This window comes from Bacillus spongiae (assembly GCF_037120725.1).
Lineage (GTDB): Bacteria > Bacillota > Bacilli > Bacillales > Bacillaceae_K > Bacillus_CI > Bacillus_CI spongiae.
Genome location: NZ_JBBAXC010000003.1, coordinates 193,712 through 213,084 on the forward strand (window position 1 = coordinate 193,712; position 19,373 = coordinate 213,084).

General features: G+C 34.8%; 24 protein-coding genes. 16 read left to right on the forward strand and 8 right to left on the reverse strand.

From position 1 onward, the window contains the following. Positions 1-96: 96 nt before the first annotated feature. A complete protein-coding gene (gene yhaM, locus WAK64_RS05155; protein ID WP_336585875.1) occupies positions 97-1,041 on the forward strand; it encodes a 3'-5' exoribonuclease YhaM in 945 nt (314 codons plus the stop codon). Between the two features lie 73 nt (positions 1,042-1,114). Then, entirely contained in the window at positions 1,115-1,321 is a 207-nt protein-coding gene (locus WAK64_RS05160) for a sporulation YhaL family protein (RefSeq protein ID WP_336585876.1), read from the forward strand. An 80-nt stretch (positions 1,322-1,401) separates the two neighbouring features. Here the strand turns inward: WAK64_RS05160 and WAK64_RS05165 are convergent, their stop codons facing one another. Continuing rightward, positions 1,402-2,331: a peptidylprolyl isomerase gene (locus tag WAK64_RS05165; RefSeq protein WP_336585877.1), complete on the reverse strand. Its 930-nt coding sequence runs from the start codon at positions 2,329-2,331 to the stop codon at positions 1,402-1,404. Positions 2,332-2,505: 174 nt separating this feature from the next. Between WAK64_RS05165 and WAK64_RS05170 the strand changes: the two genes are divergently transcribed. From WAK64_RS05170 to WAK64_RS05180, 3 genes are all read left to right on the forward strand, one after another. Beyond that, positions 2,506-2,592: a YjcZ family sporulation protein gene (locus WAK64_RS05170; RefSeq protein WP_336586013.1), complete on the forward strand. Its 87-nt coding sequence runs from the start codon at positions 2,506-2,508 to the stop codon at positions 2,590-2,592. 83 nt (positions 2,593-2,675) lie between these two features. Then, the gene (locus WAK64_RS05175; protein WP_336585878.1) at positions 2,676-2,765 is read left to right on the forward strand and encodes a YjcZ family sporulation protein; all 90 of its coding nucleotides are present in this window, start codon (positions 2,676-2,678) and stop codon (positions 2,763-2,765) included. A gap of 61 nt (positions 2,766-2,826) precedes the next feature. Next, positions 2,827-2,916, forward strand: coding sequence for a YjcZ family sporulation protein (locus WAK64_RS05180; RefSeq protein ID WP_336585879.1), 90 nt, complete (start codon positions 2,827-2,829; stop codon positions 2,914-2,916). A gap of 342 nt (positions 2,917-3,258) precedes the next feature. Here the strand turns inward: WAK64_RS05180 and WAK64_RS05185 are convergent, their stop codons facing one another. Continuing rightward, on the reverse strand, positions 3,259-3,795 hold the full coding sequence (locus WAK64_RS05185) for a DUF3267 domain-containing protein (RefSeq protein ID WP_336585880.1): 537 nt from the start codon (positions 3,793-3,795) through the stop codon (positions 3,259-3,261). Positions 3,796-4,007: 212 nt separating this feature from the next. Between WAK64_RS05185 and WAK64_RS05190 the strand changes: the two genes are divergently transcribed. Then, positions 4,008-4,337, forward strand: coding sequence for a DUF1878 family protein (locus tag WAK64_RS05190; RefSeq protein WP_336585881.1), 330 nt, complete (start codon positions 4,008-4,010; stop codon positions 4,335-4,337). Here the strand turns inward: WAK64_RS05190 and WAK64_RS05195 are convergent. After that, positions 4,334-4,912 carry an HTH-type transcriptional regulator Hpr gene (locus WAK64_RS05195; protein ID WP_336585882.1) on the reverse strand — a complete coding sequence of 193 codons (579 nt, stop codon included), beginning with the start codon at positions 4,910-4,912 and terminating at the stop codon, positions 4,334-4,336. The genes WAK64_RS05190 and WAK64_RS05195 overlap by 4 nt on opposite strands. A 143-nt stretch (positions 4,913-5,055) precedes the next feature. Then, positions 5,056-5,412 (reverse strand): YtxH domain-containing protein, encoded by a 357-nt coding sequence (locus WAK64_RS05200; RefSeq protein ID WP_336585883.1) that lies wholly within the window; start codon positions 5,410-5,412, stop codon positions 5,056-5,058. 158 nt (positions 5,413-5,570) lie between these two features. On the opposite strand from WAK64_RS05200, the gene yhzF reads away from it, so the two are divergent. Further along, the gene (yhzF, locus tag WAK64_RS05205) at positions 5,571-5,765 is read left to right on the forward strand and encodes a membrane protein YhzF (protein WP_336585884.1); all 195 of its coding nucleotides are present in this window, start codon (positions 5,571-5,573) and stop codon (positions 5,763-5,765) included. 161 nt (positions 5,766-5,926) lie between these two features. On the opposite strand, the gene WAK64_RS05210 is transcribed toward yhzF, so the two are convergent. Continuing rightward, positions 5,927-6,346 carry an HIT family protein gene (locus WAK64_RS05210; RefSeq protein WP_336585885.1) on the reverse strand — a complete coding sequence of 140 codons (420 nt, stop codon included), beginning with the start codon at positions 6,344-6,346 and terminating at the stop codon, positions 5,927-5,929. 542 nt (positions 6,347-6,888) lie between these two features. Between WAK64_RS05210 and WAK64_RS05215 the strand changes: the two genes are divergently transcribed. The 4 genes from WAK64_RS05215 (at position 6,889) to WAK64_RS05230 (ending at position 10,309) form a co-directional block, all read left to right on the forward strand. Then, on the forward strand, positions 6,889-7,626 hold the full coding sequence (locus tag WAK64_RS05215) for an ABC transporter ATP-binding protein (RefSeq protein WP_336585886.1): 738 nt from the start codon (positions 6,889-6,891) through the stop codon (positions 7,624-7,626). Next, the gene (locus tag WAK64_RS05220; RefSeq protein WP_336585887.1) at positions 7,623-8,840 is read left to right on the forward strand and encodes an ABC transporter permease; all 1,218 of its coding nucleotides are present in this window, start codon (positions 7,623-7,625) and stop codon (positions 8,838-8,840) included. Before WAK64_RS05215 ends, WAK64_RS05220 begins: the two co-directional genes overlap by 4 nt. Before the next feature lie 14 nt (positions 8,841-8,854). Next, on the forward strand, positions 8,855-9,571 hold the full coding sequence (locus WAK64_RS05225; protein WP_336585888.1) for an EcsC family protein: 717 nt from the start codon (positions 8,855-8,857) through the stop codon (positions 9,569-9,571). Positions 9,572-9,640: 69 nt separating this feature from the next. Next, complete coding sequence (locus WAK64_RS05230) at positions 9,641-10,309, forward strand: HAD family hydrolase (protein WP_336585889.1); 669 nt, start codon at positions 9,641-9,643, stop codon at positions 10,307-10,309. A gap of 340 nt (positions 10,310-10,649) precedes the next feature. Here WAK64_RS05230 and WAK64_RS05235 read toward each other — a convergent pair whose 3' ends face one another. Together WAK64_RS05235 and WAK64_RS05240 are read right to left on the reverse strand one after the other, a co-directional pair. Continuing rightward, positions 10,650-11,864 carry a M20 family metallopeptidase gene (locus WAK64_RS05235; RefSeq protein WP_419465897.1) on the reverse strand — a complete coding sequence of 405 codons (1,215 nt, stop codon included), beginning with the start codon at positions 11,862-11,864 and terminating at the stop codon, positions 10,650-10,652. 352 nt (positions 11,865-12,216) lie between these two features. Further along, entirely contained in the window at positions 12,217-13,485 is a 1,269-nt protein-coding gene (locus WAK64_RS05240) for an ATP-binding protein (protein ID WP_336585891.1), read from the reverse strand. A 295-nt stretch (positions 13,486-13,780) separates the two neighbouring features. Between WAK64_RS05240 and liaF the strand changes: the two genes are divergently transcribed. From liaF to WAK64_RS05255, 3 genes are read left to right on the forward strand one after another with little or no spacing between them, the layout of a single operon-like run. Continuing rightward, complete coding sequence (gene liaF / locus WAK64_RS05245; protein WP_336585892.1) at positions 13,781-14,599, forward strand: cell wall-active antibiotics response protein LiaF; 819 nt, start codon at positions 13,781-13,783, stop codon at positions 14,597-14,599. A gap of 11 nt (positions 14,600-14,610) precedes the next feature. Next, complete coding sequence (locus WAK64_RS05250; protein ID WP_336585893.1) at positions 14,611-15,654, forward strand: sensor histidine kinase; 1,044 nt, start codon at positions 14,611-14,613, stop codon at positions 15,652-15,654. Next, positions 15,651-16,292, forward strand: coding sequence for a response regulator transcription factor (locus WAK64_RS05255; RefSeq protein ID WP_336585894.1), 642 nt, complete (start codon positions 15,651-15,653; stop codon positions 16,290-16,292). The genes WAK64_RS05250 and WAK64_RS05255 overlap by 4 nt, the downstream gene beginning before the upstream one ends. Before the next feature lie 190 nt (positions 16,293-16,482). Here the strand turns inward: WAK64_RS05255 and WAK64_RS05260 are convergent, their stop codons facing one another. Next, positions 16,483-16,998, reverse strand: coding sequence for an antibiotic biosynthesis monooxygenase family protein (locus WAK64_RS05260; protein ID WP_336585895.1), 516 nt, complete (start codon positions 16,996-16,998; stop codon positions 16,483-16,485). Positions 16,999-17,324: 326 nt separating this feature from the next. On the opposite strand from WAK64_RS05260, the gene hemE reads away from it, so the two are divergent. Together hemE and hemH are read left to right on the forward strand one after the other, a co-directional pair. Further along, positions 17,325-18,368 carry a uroporphyrinogen decarboxylase gene (hemE, locus tag WAK64_RS05265; RefSeq protein WP_336585896.1) on the forward strand — a complete coding sequence of 348 codons (1,044 nt, stop codon included), beginning with the start codon at positions 17,325-17,327 and terminating at the stop codon, positions 18,366-18,368. 60 nt (positions 18,369-18,428) lie between these two features. Beyond that, positions 18,429-19,364 carry a ferrochelatase gene (hemH, locus tag WAK64_RS05270; RefSeq protein ID WP_336585897.1) on the forward strand — a complete coding sequence of 312 codons (936 nt, stop codon included), beginning with the start codon at positions 18,429-18,431 and terminating at the stop codon, positions 19,362-19,364. Positions 19,365-19,373 lie beyond the last annotated feature (9 nt).

The following is a 19,373-nucleotide window of genomic DNA, read 5'->3' on the forward strand; positions in this document are numbered from 1 at the left end:
AAGAATACCAATATTAGCAGGTCACCTCATCATCACTATAAATAAGGGGATTATGATATACTGACTGTAAGAAATAATTTGAACGGAGGAGAAGCAGTGGTAAAGGGAATACATGATTATGAAGTTGGTACAACGGTAGATATATATGCATTAATTAAAACCGTTACAAAAGGAACAACCAATACAGGTAAGCCTTTTTTAACAATTGCTTTACAAGATAAGAGTGGGGAAATGGAGGCAAAGCTTTGGGATGCATCTGAACAGGATGAGCGTAATTATCAAGCTGAAACGATTGTCAAAGTTGTTGGTGATATCCATAATTACCGAGGTAAGAATCAATTTAAAATACGTCAGATTCGTTTAACCAATCCTTCTGATAATGTTGAAATAGCTGATTTTCTTGAAACAGCACCACTTGATCAAGAAGAAATGTCCGAAAAGCTTACACAGTACATATTTGAAATGAAGAACCCCAATATTCAAAGAATCACTCGCCATTTATTAAAAAAGCATTATCATGCTTTTCTGGAATACCCTGCGGCAACGAAAAATCATCATGAGTTTGTATCTGGTCTAGCTTTTCACGTTGTATCGATGCTAGATTTAGCCAAGGCTCTATGCAAGTTATATCCTACGCTAGATTCTGATTTGTTATATGCCGGCATTATTTTACATGATCTTGGTAAAGTGATAGAACTCTCAGGGCCAGTTTCGACAACCTATACAGTTGAAGGAAATTTATTAGGTCATATTACAATTATGGTCAATGAGATTGGAAAAGCAGCTGATGAACTCTCAATATCTGGTGAGGAAGTAATGGTACTTCAACATTTAGTTTTATCACATCATGGAAAAGCAGAGTGGGGGAGCCCAAAAGCTCCAATGATTATGGAAGCCGAAATGTTGCATTATATAGACAACATTGATGCGAAGATGAATATGCTTAATAGAACTCTTTCTCGCACTAAGCCAGGTGATTTTTCTGAGAGAGTATTCGCATTGGATAATCGATCATTCTACAAACCTGATTTTAATAAGTAAAAAGATGAATCTTTTTAAATCTAGTACATATAAATATAGCGAATAGGACAAACTCTAGGAGGGAATAGAGAAGATGTCATTGCCTATATGGATGTACTTTGTTGTAGCAGGAATCTTTTTTAGTGGCCTTATGGCTTTGAAAACGATGAAAGAAGAACGAGAAATAGAAAGAGAATGGATTGAAAAGGAAGGCGAAGTATATATACAGCGTATGGAAAAGGAACGCGAAGAACGGCGGCAAACGAAAGAAATGAATGAAGAAGGTTACTCAGCTGAGTAACCTTTTTATGTTAAGAGGATGAATTAAATGACTTCAAATAACAAAAAGGAGGTACCATGTTAAATGGTACCTCTTCTTTATTATTCTTCTTTATGTTCATCTTCAGTAGCATCTTCATTCTCTGCCGCAGGTTCAGGCTCAGTTAAAATGGCACTAAATGCATCTTTTAAATCTTTATCTTTTATGTCAAAATCAGCAGCTTCCAACTCTTTTTTCATTGCAGCTTGAATAGTTTCTGGTGTTAATTGAGTTTTCATGTATTCTGCTTTTATTTCTTCTTTCATGTCTTCAAATGATTTCTTTTCTTTCATATCCGTAATTTCGATAATATGGTATCCAAATTGGGATTGAACAGGCTCACTGATTTTACCGACTTCAAGCTCGTCCAATGCAGCTGTAAATTCAGGAACAAATCCTTGGCGGCCTTGGTAATCAACCCATCCTAGGCTTCCACCTTGTTGTGCAGAGCCTGTATCAGTTGAATTTTCTGTCGCTAATGCAGCGAAGTCCTTACCTTCATCAAGCTGTTTTTTAATTTCTTCTGCTTTCTCAAGATCTTCTACTAAAATGTGGCGAATTTCAGTTTCTGGCTTCCAGTCTTCATAAAATGCTGTTAAATCTTCGTCTTTTACTTCAATGTCTGATGTTGCTGCTTTTTCTTGAAGAAGCTGTAATTTTAAATATTCTCTAAAGGATTCTTCTGTTAAATTATATTGTCCTAAGAATACTTCGTATTGACCTTCACCTAGCTGTTCTTTTGCTTCTTCTAATTTTGCATCAATTTCTTTATCCGTTACTTCGTATTTATCTGATAACACTTGAGTAAGCACTAGTTCTTCTAGAGCTGATTGAACTTGCGGATTAAATTTCGTTTTTAGTGCATCGTACAGTTCCTCTTGTGTTATTTCTCCTGCTTTTGATTTTACAACTACATTGCTAGTTCCATCGTTACAGGCGCTAAGTGCTAGTACACCAGCTGCCAAAGATACGGATAATATCCACTTTTTCATGCTGAACAACTCCTATTTTTTCTATTTTTCGGTCAAAGACTCATTGTTTACTATACCATAAAATCCAAGAGACTAAAATAGTGTAAAGTAGGATTTAAAAAATAGGCATTTGTTCCTTCCCAAATGAAGTTTGTTACATATGATGATACCGAAAAGAAAAAGGAGGTATTCGAGATGAGTGAAGGATATGGTTCAGGTTTTGCGTTACTTGTCGTGTTATTTATTTTATTAATTATCGTTGGTGCTGCATTTCTTTGCTGACAATTTTTAAAAAATAGGTAATTTGCCTAAGCCGATATAAAATTCTTGAATAAGATGCATTAACACTTCTAAAGGAGGTGGAGATGATGAGTAACGGTTATGCTGGAGGATTCGCGTTAATCGTCGTGTTGTTTATCTTATTAATTATTGTAGGTGCGGCGTGGTTGTACTAAATAGATAAGGAGTAAAAGGGGTGGTTCCTTTTGCTCTTACAATGAAAGGAGGAAATAGGGTATGTCTAACGGTTATGCAGGAGGAGGATTTGCGTTAATCGTTGTTTTATTTATTTTGCTTATCATAATTGGTGCAGCTTGGCTATGTTAACTATTAAAACCAAAAGCCAGATTCTGTAGAAAGAATCTGGCTTTTGGTATGTATAGAGGACTTCAATATACGATGATACAAGTAAGATGGTAATTAATACGTTAATTGTACGAAATACCTTTACTTGACGTTCTTCGGGAATTTCCCTAGTTACACAAAGTGTATTTGTCAATTTATTAATAGAAAATAAAATAAATATGGCAAATACAATAAATGTGGAGACCATTTTTACCCCTCCCCATGTGTTCTATATCCACTACAATACCAAATTTTTAAAAAGTTGGATAGAGCGAGAAATGACGAATTATAAATATTGTAGTGAAAAATATAGAAAAATTCGGATTAGTCCAATACTAGAACTTCGAATCCATCATCACTTTCTTCAATCATAGCATCTTTAGGGCAAAATAATAAGTATTTTGCATAGATTACGTCAATGGTACAAATTGCTCCATGGTAGGCAATAAGCATTGTAAAGTAATGAATGTAGTTTGGAAGTTGCCAGCATCCAACTAATAACAGTGCATTTAGTAAAATAATTGGACAAAATATTGATGATAAGTAAATGTACTTGCGAATAGGTTCTTTTACTTTTATCGAAATAATAGGCAAAAATGAAAACTGCCATACAATCGTAAGCCTTACATTCTTTATTACTGGCAATAAAGGAATAAGGTGAAATACTTTGTGAAGTGGATAGAGAATAAGCATGCTACTAATAAATAACAAGAAGTATTGGTCATCTAATGTATGTGAAAAAAGTAAGTTTAATGGAACATAAAACAAAGAAAATATGGCCGTTCCACTTATAATAGAGATTAAGAATAATCGATTAAAGCCTAATTGTTTTTCTAAATTAATAGATTTCCAGCAGTGCATAAAATACGCCTCCAGTAGAAGACAAGGTTATAGCGATGAATTCTTCGCTGTACATACTTTACGCCCATTACTAAAAAAAATCAATAGCCTTTTTAATAGTTAATTAAAAAATGATGATCATACCTAAAAAAAGCATTTTTCTTTTGATAAAATAGAAGGGGATGAGTGTAATGAAAGAGAAAACTATGAGATAAAAGGAAAATGGTGATAATATGGATGAAATCGTTAAAAGGATTGAAATGCTAGAGTTTCATCAACAATTAATGATAAGTATGTTAAATACTAATGGAAGAGAATTTGATTATTTGATAATTAAAAAACGTCTTTCAAAACAAGAAGTTGACGATTTCTTTATGTTATGTGAAGAAATGAACAAAAAAAGGGAAACGCAAAAAGCGGATCAGTTCGTGTTTTATACTCCGCTTTTTAACGAATTCAAGGAAAAAATTCACTCCAATTTACCTGTTGAGGAAACAATCAATGCGTGTTTGAAGCAAAATATATATTCAGAGTTGATGATGCTATTAAAGAAAAATCTTTAACGAATATACTCTTCTTCCGTGTGGTGCTTTACAATTTTTCCGTTCTCTTCTAAGAAATCATGCTCAATATTATTAAATGACTTTTCAAAGATATCCATAAAATCAGATCCATAAATATTTTTAATTATACTCATCATTTCAATCATGTCGGGGTATTTTCCGTATAGATCCTTCAATGGTCCAACACCCTTAAATACTGCATGTTTTTGAGGTTGATAATTTTCTAGTAAATCTAATAAAACGTTTTCACCTTTTTCAGTTAAATAGATATAGGTGTTACGCTTATCACTTTCTTTTTTTGAGAATTGTAGTAAGCCCCTTTCTTCAAGTTTCTTTGAGAAATTAAAGGCTGTAGAAACATGCATGACGCCGAACTTTGCTACATCAGAAATAGATGTCCCTTTTAAATGATAAGAAATCCATAGTATATGGTGTTCATTAATATTCAAATCATAAGGTTTGATCCATTGCTGCCAGTCTTTTTCAATTGCTTTCCATAGTGCTTTACTTAATTGAGCCATTCGTTGGCTAAAAAGCATGGCTTCTTTCATCGAAATAGATGGAGTTTCATTCATACTTACTCACCTCTTTTATAGATTTACGGTTATTTTTGTAAAAAAAAGTTAGTGATCTATTAATATTATGCCAATAAAATAAAAAAGTTTCTAGTAAAAATTAACAAAATTTTTCGAAAGAAGAAAAAATATTTTGTTTCAGGCTATTTCTCTCGAAGTGAATGTTCCAATTCATCAATAGAATGTTTAATTTCTTCAATTTCTCTCTTAATATTCTGTTGGTTGGATGAAATATCCTGTTGCCATTGTTGAACAGAACGTTTAATATCATTTGTTAATAGGGAAATAGTATCTTTTCCTTCTTTCGTCATGTCTGTAACGGATTCTTTTATATCTTGTAGATTATTCTTAACAGAACTAAGACATTGGCTCCATTCATGGTCATTTTCCACTAACTGTCGCCGAAGCTCTTTTCCAGAAGTAGGAGCAGATAATAAGGCTGTGGCAGCACCTATTGTTCCGCCAATCAAAATACCATAGGAAAATAGTTTCTTATTCATAAAATCACCTCAATCGTTCTTTTTATATAGAGATTCTACATACTGTAGGAAAATTCCTTCTCAAAATCCCTTCCTATTTTCTTTTTGCATAAGTGTCTTTTCATAACTAGTTTCTTTTTGCATAAATTAAAGATATAGAGACCGTTAGGGGTGAGAAGATGAATGGTGTTGTGTTTGGGTTTTTTGCGTTAAGTATTGTCCTTTTCTTCGGAACCTTTCATTACTTACTTGCCTCGCAAAAACCAGGGATGTACCCTCCAAAAAATATTGTTAAAAAGAGAGCAGTACTATTGGGAAGTGCGGGAGCAATTGTTTTTGTCATTGGACTAATTCTTTGGTTGTTTAGTAAATAAATAGGGAATGAGTAAATGGACTGCACCATAATGACGGTGCAGTTTTTTAATTTGTTAACGATGAAAGTTTAAGAGGGGAAAAGGCATGAGTAGGATTTCATTTCGAACTCATACCAGTCTTTTTATTCAAACATGGAACTCTTCTTATATAGTGGATCTTACTAAATATTTTTCATAATAGTATTCGAAATGGTTTGTAAATCATCTGAAGTGTATTGACTATTATTTGTTTTCCAAACTGCTCCGAAGCCATCGTTTTTTCCGTATCGGGGTATCAGGTGTAAGTGGTAATGAAAAACGGCTTGTCCAGCTTCCTCGCCATTGTTATTCAATATGTTTAGGCCTACTGGTTCATATGATTTTTTTATACCATTCGCTATTTTAGGAACAACTTCAAATAAATGAGCAGCTATTTCAGGAGTCAATTCATAAATGTTTTCTTTGTGAATTTTGGGAATTACGAGAGTGTGCCCTTTAGTGACTTGACTAATGTCTAGAAATGCGTATACATGCTCATCTTCATAAACCTTGGCTGAAGGAATTTCTCCATTAATAATTTTACAAAAAATGCAATCACTCATATATCTAACCCTTTCCATTTTTTTATTCTTATTTTACCATATAATTAAAATACTGGGGAAATAGTAAAAAGGCAGGATGACGTTTTGCATCCTGCCCCTGAAGGGAAAATAAGGTTAAGTTTTAAGCATAGTTCTCTTTGATAAACACCTCATTTGCTCATTATACTATGTGCACGAATTGTGTTTTAGAGTGCCTTTGTTCAATGTGACCATCCCCTTTTTGTTTTTAGGTCGTAAATGTTCCTAAAAATATAAAGAGTCTTGCACAAACACCTCATTTTCAATTTAATCAAAAAATTGGTGTCGAATTTAGGCTGTCTTTATGCATAACAACCATCCCCTTATTTATTAGGTAATAACTCACTGCATAGGTCCTGGTATTTAACAACCACCCCGTTTTGCAATTTGTTGTTCCCTTCGACTATTATAATGACCTAATGTCGAAAAAATATACAATTAAGTCGATAAACTTAAAAGAAAATGAGGAGTTAAGAAAATTTTGCTACAATAAGCATAAGATTACTTAAGAAAGGGCGTACGATATGACTTTATTACAATTGGATAATATAACAGGAGGCTACACTAGAAAGTCCGTTTTAAAGAATGTCTCTTTTTCCGTCAACAATAATGAAATTGTTGGTTTAATTGGTTTAAACGGGGCAGGGAAAAGCACGACTATAAAACATATAATTGGCTTAATGGAACAAAAGGAAGGGACCATTACAATTAATGGAATTGAATTAAAAAACGAACCTGATACATACCGTAAGCAGTTTTCATTTATTCCTGAAACCCCTATTTTATATGAGGAATTAACACTAGAAGAGCATTTAAAGCTAACAGCCATGGCATATGGACTAGAAGAATCTACCTACGAAGCCCGAGTAGCTGATTTATTAAAGGAATTTCGTCTGCAAAAAAAACTTGGATGGTTTCCAGCTCACTTTTCCAAAGGTATGAAGCAAAAGGTCATGATTATGAGTGCATTTTTAACACGCCCTGATTTATATATCATTGACGAACCTTTTGTTGGGCTTGATCCTCTAGGAATTCAATCCCTTCTTGATTGGATGGAACGTATGAAACAAGATGGAGCTGGAATCTTAATGTCCACTCATATTTTAGCAACAGCTGAAAGATATTGTGACTCATTTGTGATACTTCATGATGGAAAGGTGAGGGCAAAAGGAACCTTAACAGAACTTCAGCAACAGTTTGAAATGCCTTCAGCTACACTAGATGATATCTATATTGCATTGACAAAGGAAGAAGATGAATGAAATCAATTGACTCGATTTGGAAGCGAAGAGTAGCAGACTATAATAAAGAATTACAAAAATATTTACGTTATATGTTTAATGATCACTTGTTATTTGTCCTAATCTTTGCACTTGGTGCGGGCGCATATACGTACAATGAGTGGGTCGATACACTGGACGGCTCATTTCCTGCAGAAATCATTATGGCAATGGTATTAGGTTCTCTCTTGGTATGGTCACCGTTGTATACATTTTTAAAAGAAGCTGATGCTGTTTACTTACTACCAATGGAGGAAAAGATGAGGGGGTATTTTCAAAAAAGCTTATTCCTCTCCTTTTTATTTCAAACTTATGCTCCCTTACTAGTGTTAGCGGCATTGATGCCTATGTATGTTCAAGTGTCAGGTGTAGCTTTTTCAAGCTTTTTTCTAATTTTTGGCGCTGTTCTCCTAATTAAAGGTTGGAATATATTCGTCAAGTGGAATGTGCTAAAGTCTCAAGACAGTGAAGTAGCAGTTGTGGATGGAATCATTCGACTACTGTTAAATATTACTTTATTATTTTTCATTTTAGAAAGGGCTTCCTATCTTTTTATTCTCATTTTAGCGCTGGTATATCTTGCTTATGGCATCTATTTTTACAGGACTGCAAAAGGAAGAACATTACAATGGGAAAGATTAATTGATATCGAGGTGGCACGATTATTACAATTTTATCGTTTAGCCAATTTATTTACAGATGTTCCTAAATTAAAAGGAAAGGTTTATCGTCGTAAGTGGCTTGACCCATTCCTTCAGAAGGCAAAGTTCGAACAAAAAGAAAGTTTTACCTATTTGTATTCAAGAACTTTTTACCGAAGTAGCGAGTTTTTGGGATTATTTATAAGGTTAACGATGATTTCTATGTTACTTTTGTATGTGAACGATTGGGTTTATTTTCAACTGTTTATTAGTGTTCTTTTTCTATATTTAACGGGCTTTCAGCTTATTCCTTTAGTAAAGAAACATTCTTATGTAATATGGATTTCCCTCTATCCCATATCGATGAAGGAGCGTCGGCGCGCATTTTTAGCCCTTATCCAAAAACTAATGTTTATCCAATCGGCCTTATTTGCCCTTATCCCAGTTTTAGCCGGACAATGGCAAAATGGTGTATTAATATTAGTGGTTAATTTAGTCATCTCACTGATGATGGTCAGTGTGTATATTCCGAAAAGAATTCAAAAAACGAATTAAAAAGAAGGGATTATATGCATTCACATTTTGATGAAAAGGCAAAATTAGAAACCATTTCGTGGAAAAAAAGAATGGTTAAAAGACCTGGGATGTTGAGTCGATATTCAAAAAAAGTACAAACTTCTATTCATAAAGCCATTCCAGAAAGGGCACAAAGCTTCGTAACGGAGAGCATAAAAAAAATGGTGGAGGTAACGCTTTTTAGTTCAGAATTTATGACTAAGCCCATCGAGGGGAACGTACAGTCATTAGAGGAAAAGGAAAGGCAAATTCTCACTGCTTTAAAAAAATATCAAAAAACGGCTACACTGGAAGGCGCAGGGACTGGAGCTGGAGGGGTGTTATTAGGATTGGCCGACTTCCCCCTCCTCCTTGCCATTAAAATGAAATTCCTATTTCATGTAAGTGCGATTCATGGCTTTTCATATAAAAGCTTTGAAGAACGATTGTTTTTATTGTTTGTATTTCAATTAGCATTTTCAAATGGAGAAAGGCGTTTAAATACGTTACAAATAATTGAAAATTGGGACGATAGAAAAGAAGAGATAGTCTCTATGGATTGGAAGGTTTTTCAGCAAGAGTATCGCGATCACATAGACTTAGTGAAAATGTTTCAAATGCTTCCTGGTTTTGGAGCTGTGGTAGGAGCATATGCAAACTATAAATTATTAGATGAATTAGGGGAAGCAGCTATTCATTCTTTTCGTCTAAGGTATTTTCAAGCAGAGTAAATAACACTATTAAAGACAAGCAAATATAAACATAACGAGTATTGCAATAAATAGGAGAGAAGAGAAGCAATGATTAGAGGGATAATTTTTGATTTTGATGGATTAATTGTGGATACAGAGTCTGTATGGTTTACTGTTTATGCCGATGTACTAAAGGACTATCAAATTGAGCTGACTTTAAACGAGTTTTCCAAATGCATTGGTACTTCTGATGATGTTTTGTTCAAAATGTTACAATCGAAAACGGAAATAGAATTAAATCAACAGGAAATAAAGAAAAAAACAGAACAACTCTACCAGCTTCGTATGGAAGAATTAGCCCTAAGAGAAGGGGTATTAGATTATCTTCAAGCTGCAAAAAGGTTAGGGTTAAGAATTGGATTAGCTTCAAGTTCAAGCCGTCAATGGGTAGTAGGTTTTTTAGAAAAGTTTAATATATTATCCTATTTTGAAGTAATAAAAACGAAAGAGGATGTCCAAAAAGTAAAGCCAGATCCAGCATTATATAGCCAAGCGTTAGAAGGTTTAAACTTGGAGTCAGAGGAAGTCATTGTATTTGAAGATTCATTAAATGGTCTGATAGCCGCCACCAAGGTAAATTTAGCTTGTATCATAGTTCCAAATCCAGTAACAAGAGAATTGGCTTTTAGCGGTCATGCTCACCGATTACAATCAATGGAGGAGCAAACGTTAGAAGAAGTAATAAGGGTAGTAACGACAAAACAAAAAGTGTTATAAAGTGGAACGTTGTAGCACAACAGTAATTGTTAGAATTAAAAAATAAGAAGAAATGCTAAGAGATGGATGGATCTCTTAGCATTTCTTGTGAATATGGACTTTTAGAGTACGATTTCTCCCTTGTTCATTAAAGGGGAGCTTACTCTTCTATGAATTGAAAAATTAATGAAATTCCTTATAGTTGAATCATTTGGCTAAAATGCTAAATATATAAGTAAAGCTTAACCTTCCTGCAAACTTGATGATGGGGATGTATATGAGCCTTATTTTTCTAAGGGTGATCAAAAGAAATGTAAATTTATGTGGCTTGCAAGGTGAGAATTGCAGGGTCTGTTTATTCTTATACGTTTGATTCATTAACGTGTTTTTCATGGTGAGTGTAGTCAAAATGGTAGTTGACAGCGGCTTTTCCTAAAACCTTTGCTGCGACGAGCATGGCTTTCTCGTTAATGTCAAAACGCGGGTGATGATGGGGGTAGGCTATTTCAACACCTTCTGGCTTTGCTCCAGTAAAGAAAAAGCATCCAGGCACATGTTGAAGATAATAGGCAAAGTCTTCTCCTCCCATTTGAGGTGTGATTTCTACTGAAGAATCAACATCAAGTAGTTCATTAGCTATTTCTTTTATATAGTCTGTTTGATTGGTTGAGTTGATTACTGCCGGGTAGCCTATTTCATAGTTGAAAGTATATTCGCATCCAGAGGCGAGACAAATCCCTCTAATAATATGCTCCATTTCTTCCTGAATGAGCTGTTGTAACTCTCTATTAAAAGTACGTACAGTTCCAGTTAATTTACACTGGTCTCCAATGACGTTAAAGGCATTGTCAGCAATAAAAGAACCGACAGAAATGACTGCGGAATCTAATGGATCAATTCTTCTCGATACAATTTGTTGGAATAGTACAACGATTTGGGCGGCGACGAGAAGGCTATCTTTCGTTTTATGAGGTTGCGCACCATGTCCTCCGGATCCTTTAATTGTAAGTTCAAATCGATCTGCAGCAGCCATAATGGGGCCAGACCGGTATAGGATGGAATGAACAGGAACTGTTGACCAGAGGTGAGTTCCGAAAATAACATCAACGTCATTTAAACAACCATCTTCAATCATGGCTTTGGCACCGCCGGGGCTAGACTCTTCCGCATGTTGATGAATAAACACATATTCTCCTGCTAACTGTTCCTTGAGTTCGAAAATTGCTTTTGCTAATACTAACAGAGTTGCAGTATGACCATCATGACCACAAGCGTGCATGACACCGGGAACGGTTGATTTATAAGGAACATCCTTTTGATCTTGAATTGGCAATGCATCAAAATCAGCACGTAGTGCAACTGTCTTACCTTTCTTGTTCCCTTTAATACGTGCAACTACTCCATTTCCCCCAACATTCCTTCTAACAGAGATACCTAAGTTTTGATAATAGTCCCCTATATAGGCAGCTGTTTTGAATTCTTGAAATGAAAGCTCTGGATGCTGGTGTAAGTGTCGGCGAATGGCAATCATTTGATCATAACGCTTATCCAATAATTCCATTAAAGTATCCATAATCGACCCCCCATTATATCAAAAATTTAGAATATTATAACATCAAAATAAGAAAATAGATACGTAAAGGGAAAAAATAATTCATAAAGGAACTGAACTAGTAAAAAAAAGGGGTAAATGGGTAGAAGCCTTATAATGGTCATTCAACATATTATGGCTACCATTATGAAGACTGATTCTCCTCCTCTTTATTGATTGATCGAGTAGAATAAATTTTCATTACATGTATAAAAGTTTGTATTTGTTTTGGTATCCATTCCTTAATTTATCTATACGAATGTGGTGCCATTACATCTGAATATTACATAAAAAGAAGAACTTGGACATGTCCAAGTTCTAATAGAGGAAAGGTGAGTTAGTTGTTTTCAATCTTTTGATAGAGTGGTAAGGTAATGACTACTTTTGTCCATTGGCCTTTTTCACTATAATAGCGCACCGTTCCATCCATATCACGAATGATTTTATTAACCACCATGGAGCCGATTCCCGTACCTTTTGTTTTAGTAGTATAGTAAGGTAATCCAATTTTTTCAATTTGATCTGCTGTCATCCCAATGCCATTATCTATCACAGATATGTTTATGGTCTTTTTGTGCTCATCTCTATACGTTTGAATTGTAATTTCCCCTTTTTCTTCAATTGCTTCAATAGCATTGTTGAGGATGTTGATGAGACATTGCTTAAAATAATGTTTATCACCTAAAACTTTATCAGTTGAATGGTTATCAAATAGTATTGACACACCTTGGAAATTTGCAACTGGATGGAGCAATTGAATAGTTTCAAAGATCGTTTGCTGAATACTAAATACTTCATCTTTCGTTTTTCCGGGTTTTGCGAGCGATAAATAATCTGTTATGATACGATTTGTACGGTCAAGTTCTTCTAAAATAATGGGAGAAAACTCAGGTAGCTTCTTATGATTGCTCCCTTCACTCAAGTGTTGAATAAATCCTCTTACAGTGGTTAGTGGATTGCGCAATTCATGTGCAAAAGCTGCAGCCATATGTCCTACCGTTTGTAGCCTTTCAAAATAGGCCGCTTCGTCAATCTGTTTATTTACTTCCGTAAGTTTTTCAATTAAATAAACAAGCGCCATGAAGGTAAATAGGAAAATGGAATTGTAAATTAAATAAAAAACAATGGGAAGACCGTCAATTGAAATTTTTAATATAAGAGTAGTAATTAAAAAGTAAGGAATAAAAATAAAAATACTAAGTTGATATTTTTTCTCCCACTTCATAAAGCTTTTTCGAAAGATAAGTGCAATTATGAAAGCAGTTAAGTTAATGACGATTCCTACTAAAAAAAATTTACCACCTATGAAGTATCTTCCAATCGTGACTGCAGTCGTTGTAATGGCTCCAACAGACCAACCGAAGTAAAGGGTAGAAACGAGGATTAAAACCATCCTTAAGTCAAAATTCGTTTCCCCTAATGATTCAATGGGGTTTAACATACAGAGTAAGGCAGTAAAGCCGAAGCTTAAACCATAAAAGGTCCTTATATTTAAAGCAGGAGACTTCCGTACTTTGAATGGCAGAATTAAATTCATATTGATCGCTAATGAAAAGATGATTGTGTAGTTTACTAATAGAGGTTTTATAATTGTTGCTAAAGACAAAGTTTCACTCCTTGCTTTTATATTCATAATTCTACTTTGTAAGTGTAGAGGAAAGAGCAATGGAATGCAATAACCTCCTTATTAATAGTGTAAATATTGTTTTTTGCAATGAACCAGACTATAGCGCTATGTAGAAGCATGGTTAAACCGTTACAACGGAGTAAGAAAATCGAAATCAGCCTTCAGGCGGAGGAGATTTCAATCCCTTGAATCTCTACGTACAAAAAATTGTTTTCTATAATGAAATAAAGGGAATAAGTGTTATTTAGCGAAAAAGGAAATGAAGGAGGATATTATGAATAAGCAGTCAATTATGCAAGCATTTTTCTTAATTTTTTTACTCTTTATTGGAATTGTGTTGTTATTATTAAATGTAGGTGTCATTTCCTTGGAAATAGGAGAGGTTATTGTCGAATTAATTCCATATGCCATTACATTGACGGGTCTCTCTTTTCTAGTCAAATCTTTTGTCCGAAAATCAAGCGGAAGGCTATTTTTAGGAATATTATTAACGACTTATGGTGGTTTAATAATATTGAATTCTTACGACTTGGTTTCCTTTTCCTATACGGATTTGTTAAACCTTTGGCCAGTTTTAATTATTTTTATAGCAATAAAAGGGATCTTTTTTAGAGGGAATAATATTAATGAAGCAGATTTCCATAAAAAGAGGGTCGATTTGACGGATATTGACGATGAAGTATTTCAAAAAAAAATAAAAAAAATAAAGAAATCAAAACCGTTACCAAACCAACATAGCGCTTTTATAGGTGACATGAGGTTTAGTGAAAATAATTGGTCAGTTGAACCTATGACTCTCTCTCACTTTATAGGCGATGTATTTGTTGATTTTGGAAAAGCATTTATTCCGGATGGAGAGACACCAATTAACGTAAGTCATTGGATTGGAGATATTAAAATTTTAATCCCAGAAGATGTAGGGGTAGAGATTTACGCAAAGGTTAACATAGGGGATATTAAACTACTTAATTTGAAATCTAACGATATAAAACCAACTATGCATTACCGCTCTCCAGACTATGAAAGTGCAGTAAAAAAAGTCAAATTGATTTTGTCATTAAACATTGGTTCCATTCGAGTTGATAAGGTGTAGGAGGGTCGGTAATGAAAACAGAAAACTTATTTATATGGATTATAAAGCAATATATGCTTCTCGCCTTTTTAGGAACGTTAGTTTTTTTCATTCTTCTTCAGCTCTCTTTAATTATTGTAGATGACCCAATGATGACACTGTATGAATCATTATGGTTAACCGCTACATTATTTATCGTGTTACTAGTTGTGAATCTCTATATAGGGTTTCGATTCGGAACGCTTTTGAAAAATCGATTTCAAGACTTTTTAAGCTTTGTCTCCATTTTACGAAGCGGAAAGTTTTCAGAGCGAATGGATTTAAGAGAACGAGACCAATTTAATGTATTAACGATGGAACTCAATGAACTTGCTCAGTACATTCAAGTCCAAGTGAAATCACTTCAAAGGTTGGCGAATGAAAAGTCCGAACTAGTTGACAAGGCTCATCAAGCAGCGGTAATAGAGGAGAGGCAACGGTTGGCTAGAGATTTACATGATTCAGTAAGTCAGCAACTCTTTGCTTTAAACATGCTTTCTTCGACAGCTATAAGAGCAATGGGGAAGAAAAGTGACCAAGCAGAAGGGCTGATTAAGCAAATTGCAGAAATTGCTTCCAAAGCTCAAGGTGAAATGAGAGCTCTTCTTCTTCATTTACGTCCTGTTGAATTAAAAGGCGAGACACTTACGCAAGGGATACAAAAGTTAGTGAATGAATTAAAGGAACGAACTCCTATTATGTTTAAAGAAAAGTTAACAGGGCTGGAAGAGTTGTCTAAAGCTCAAGAAGCACATATATTTCGCATTGTCCAAGAATCTGTATCAAATATTTTACGTCATGCAGATGCATCTGAAGTAAGTATTTTATCTGAAAAAAAAGAGAATAACCTCTTCTTGTTTATAAGTGATAATGGTAAAGGATTCTCAATTAATGAAAATAAAATGACATCATACGGTCTTCAATCGATGAAAGAACGTTGTGAAGAACTAGGTGGTTTTTTTCAAATTCGCTCTAAAAAAGGAGAAGGTACCTATATTAAAATAAAAATTCCATTTGATCAGGAGGGAATGCAATGAGCAAAGTAAGAGTCATGATAGTAGATGATCATGAGATGGTGCGTCTTGGTATTAAGTCTTACTTATTGACAGAGGAAAATATTGAATTTTTATGTGAAGGAAAAAGTGGAAAAGAAGCAGTCAAACTAGCAAAGCAATGCATGCCGGACGTTATACTGATGGATTTATTGATGGAAGATGGAACGGGGATAGAGGCAACGAAGGAGATTATGTCATTTCATCCAGCCTGTAAAATTATTATTCTCACAAGTTATTATGATGATAAACAAGTTTTCCCTGCGCTAGAAGCAGGGGCTTTTAGCTATATGCTTAAAACGGCTAGCGCCACCGAAGTCACTTCTGCAATATATAAAGCGGCCAAAGGAGAAAATGTGATTGAGCCGAAAGTTGCCTCAAAGATGATGAATAGTTTTCGTTCACAAAGTAAAAAGCCTCATGACTCATTGACAGAACGGGAAATGGATGTATTGAAATGTCTTGGGGAAGGGATGACAAATCAAGAAATTGGAGAGGAACTATTTATTGGTATTAAAACGGTTAAAACACATGTGAGTAATATTTTAAGTAAGCTAGATGTAGCGGATCGGACGCAGGCAGCTATATATGCGAATCGAAATAATCTATTACATAATAATTAAAAGAAAAGGGGGATACTAAAGATTTAAAAAGACTAAAATACCAATTGTTTTTAGAGTAAAATGCATTCTCTAGAAGAGTAGTGCATTTTACTTTTTTTATGGTAAAGATAATCTCTATATAAGGAGGAAATGTACAGTGACGACATACTCAATCACCCCTGTAAAAGGTTGAATGGTTGTCACTAACAATTTATTCATTTCCTCCTTTTTCTGCGTAATACTTTGTCACGTAAGAGGGCCGAGGAAATATATGCTTTTTTTTATTGATACTTTTATATTTAGTAGAATGGTCCTGGGCTTTTTTAAATTGTTTAGAATTTTGCCACCTGTTGAAGGCATCTTCATTTTGCCAAACAGTCATAACGATATAGGTGTCGCTGAGAAGAGGGCGTAAAACACGTAAGGCTATAAAGCCAGGAAACTGATCAATGAGGCGAACTCGATTTTTAAAGCGATATTCAAAAACAGGTCTACCCTCATCCGTGACAGGTATATGATTAAATACGAAAAAGCCTTGTTCTTCTAGGAAACCGGAAGATTCAACCACTTTATATTGCCTAGGCTCCTTAAATACAGTGTCTCCGTGTGTTTCATGAAATAAGAGGGAGGTTTCTGTATTTTGTATTAATACCATCGTCTCTTTGCTATATTTTTGTGATACGCTTTTTAAATATTCATGTGTACCTACAGTTATATATACCTTCAATTTCTCACCTCAATTTTATTTTGATGTCCTCTTTCATTATGAGAGAATCATGCGAGGTTCATTTTTTAATAATGGACGATTCCTTAATAACGTTAAAAATGATTTTCCTATTCTTTTAAGTATACGAACACTCTTTCCAAAATATCATTCTTATGGACATGCAAAAAGGACAAATTTATGACATTTCACAACAAAATCTATACATTTAGATGGAAAAGATTTATAGTGTAATTCGTGTATAGGTACGGACAAATTTATCTTTATTTTTTTCTTGAAGATTTTTAGTATAAAATGGGGTCAGAATGCTTGAAAGGTGGAAGACTAAGTTGAAGAAGCTAAACGATACGTTTTTAAAAGCAGCAAGAGGAGAGAAAACAGATTATGTACCTGTTTGGTACATGAGGCAAGCAGGACGCTCGCAACCAGAATACCGAGCGATAAAAGAAAAATACTCCTTATTTGAAATTACTCACCAACCTGAGCTCTGCGCATATGTAACGAGACTTCCAGTAGAACAGTATGACGTAGATGCTGCAATTTTATATAAAGATATTATGTCTCCACTACCTGCAATAGGTGTAAATGTGGAAATTAAATCTGGAATTGGCCCTGTCATTGATAATCCTATTCGTTCGTTAGGAGATATTGAAAGACTAGGTGAAATTACACCAGAGGAAGATGTTCCTTATGTGTTGGAAACAATAAAATTATTAACGACTGAACAGTTGTCGGTACCGTTAATTGGCTTTGCAGGCGCGCCATTTACTTTAGCGAGTTATATGATCGAAGGTGGGCCTTCTAAAAATTATAATAAGACAAAAGCATTCATGTATGCACAACCAAAAGCGTGGTATGCCTTAATGGATAAATTAGCGGCAATGACCATTACTTATGTAAAATCTCAGATCAAAGCAGGTGCACGAGCGATACAAATTTTTGATTCTTGGGTCGGTGCGTTGAATGTTCAAGACTATCGTACTTTTATTAAACCAACAATGGAGAGAATCTTTACCGAACTTCGTGAAGAAAATGTACCTTTAATTATGTTTGGTGTTGGTGCAAGTCATTTAGCGTTAGAGTGGCATGACCTTCCTCTTGATGTCGTCGGACTTGATTGGAGATTTTCTATAAAAGAAGCTCGTGAAAAGGGAATTACCAAAACGGTTCAAGGGAATTTAGATCCAGCCATTTTACTCTCTCCATGGGAAGTCATTGAAGAGAAAGCTAAATTTATTCTTGACCAAGGAATGGAACAGCCTGGATATATTTTTAATCTTGGACATGGAGTATTCCCAGAAGTGAACCCGGATACTTTGAAAAAATTAACATCTTTTGTTCATGAATACAGCTATCAAAAGCTGAAATCATAGTTTGAACCCATTAAGAATGGGAAATTAACGATTGTATGAAAAGATCATGAGGTGATTAAAATGGAAAAGAAAACGATAGGTTTATTAGTGATGGCGTACGGTACACCTTATAAGGAAGAAGACCTTGAGCGATATTATACACATATACGTCATGGGCGTAGACCGTCAGAAGAAATGCTTGAGGATCTCCGAAGCCGTTATGAAGCGATTGGCGGGATCTCACCTCTTGCTAAAATTACACAGGATCAAGCAAATGCACTTGAAACGTATTTAAATAGTATTCAAGATAATGTTGAATTCAAAGCTTTTTTAGGCTTAAAACATATTGAACCTTTCGTGGAAGATGCCGTAGAAGCAATGTACAATGAGGGAATTCAAGAAGCGGTCTCAATTGTACTGGCTCCTCATTTTTCAACGTTTAGTGTGAAATCTTACAACGGGCGTGCAAAGGAAACAGCAGAAAAATTAGGTGGTCCTCAAATTACGTCTGTTGAAAGCTGGTATGAAGAGCCAAAGTTTATTGATTATTGGGTAAGAGAAGTTCGAAAAACATATTCAGACATGACGGAAGCTGAGCGCAGTAATGCTGTTTTGATTGTATCAGCTCATAGCCTTCCTGAGAGAATTCTTAAACTAGGCGATCCTTATCCAGAGCAGTTAGAAGAAACTGCAAAGTTAATTGCAGAAGGTGCTGGAGTAAAGGATTACGCAGTCGGTTGGCAAAGTGAAGGCAATACACCTGATCCATGGTTAGGTCCTGACGTACAGGATTTAACGAGACAATTATTTGAAGAAAAGGGATATAAAGCATTTGTCTATGCACCGGTTGGGTTTGTCTCTGACCATTTAGAGGTTTTATATGATAATGATTATGAATGTAAGGTAGTGACGGATGAAATTGGGGCGAGCTACTATCGACCAAAAATGCCAAATACGAGACCTTTATTTATAGAGGCAATGGCCTCTGCTGTATTAAAGCAAATAGGAAAAAAATAAGATTAGAGA

Bases quoted from the DNA above. Each gene is read 5' to 3' on its own strand.
- WAK64_RS05190 (WP_336585881.1), top strand. From the start codon at position 4,008: ATGGATGAAATCGTTAAAAGGATTGAAATGCTAGAGTTTCATCAACAA.
- WAK64_RS05165 (WP_336585877.1), bottom strand. From the start codon at position 2,331: ATGAAAAAGTGGATATTATCCGTATCTTTGGCAGCTGGTGTACTAGCA.
- WAK64_RS05215 (WP_336585886.1), top strand. From the start codon at position 6,889: ATGACTTTATTACAATTGGATAATATAACAGGAGGCTACACTAGAAAG.
- WAK64_RS05250 (WP_336585893.1), top strand. From the start codon at position 14,611: ATGAAAACAGAAAACTTATTTATATGGATTATAAAGCAATATATGCTT.
- WAK64_RS05160 (WP_336585876.1), top strand. From the start codon at position 1,115: ATGTCATTGCCTATATGGATGTACTTTGTTGTAGCAGGAATCTTTTTT.
- WAK64_RS05230 (WP_336585889.1), top strand. From the start codon at position 9,641: ATGATTAGAGGGATAATTTTTGATTTTGATGGATTAATTGTGGATACA.
- WAK64_RS05180 (WP_336585879.1), top strand. From the start codon at position 2,827: ATGTCTAACGGTTATGCAGGAGGAGGATTTGCGTTAATCGTTGTTTTA.
- liaF (WP_336585892.1), top strand. From the start codon at position 13,781: ATGAATAAGCAGTCAATTATGCAAGCATTTTTCTTAATTTTTTTACTC.
- yhzF (WP_336585884.1), top strand. From the start codon at position 5,571: ATGAATGGTGTTGTGTTTGGGTTTTTTGCGTTAAGTATTGTCCTTTTC.
- WAK64_RS05175 (WP_336585878.1), top strand. From the start codon at position 2,676: ATGATGAGTAACGGTTATGCTGGAGGATTCGCGTTAATCGTCGTGTTG.
- WAK64_RS05185 (WP_336585880.1), bottom strand. From the start codon at position 3,795: ATGCACTGCTGGAAATCTATTAATTTAGAAAAACAATTAGGCTTTAAT.
- WAK64_RS05225 (WP_336585888.1), top strand. From the start codon at position 8,855: ATGCATTCACATTTTGATGAAAAGGCAAAATTAGAAACCATTTCGTGG.
- WAK64_RS05170 (WP_336586013.1), top strand. From the start codon at position 2,506: ATGAGTGAAGGATATGGTTCAGGTTTTGCGTTACTTGTCGTGTTATTT.
- hemH (WP_336585897.1), top strand. From the start codon at position 18,429: ATGGAAAAGAAAACGATAGGTTTATTAGTGATGGCGTACGGTACACCT.
- WAK64_RS05220 (WP_336585887.1), top strand. From the start codon at position 7,623: ATGAAATCAATTGACTCGATTTGGAAGCGAAGAGTAGCAGACTATAAT.
- WAK64_RS05210 (WP_336585885.1), bottom strand. From the start codon at position 6,346: ATGAGTGATTGCATTTTTTGTAAAATTATTAATGGAGAAATTCCTTCA.
- WAK64_RS05200 (WP_336585883.1), bottom strand. From the start codon at position 5,412: ATGAATAAGAAACTATTTTCCTATGGTATTTTGATTGGCGGAACAATA.
- WAK64_RS05255 (WP_336585894.1), top strand. From the start codon at position 15,651: ATGAGCAAAGTAAGAGTCATGATAGTAGATGATCATGAGATGGTGCGT.
- WAK64_RS05195 (WP_336585882.1), bottom strand. From the start codon at position 4,912: ATGAATGAAACTCCATCTATTTCGATGAAAGAAGCCATGCTTTTTAGC.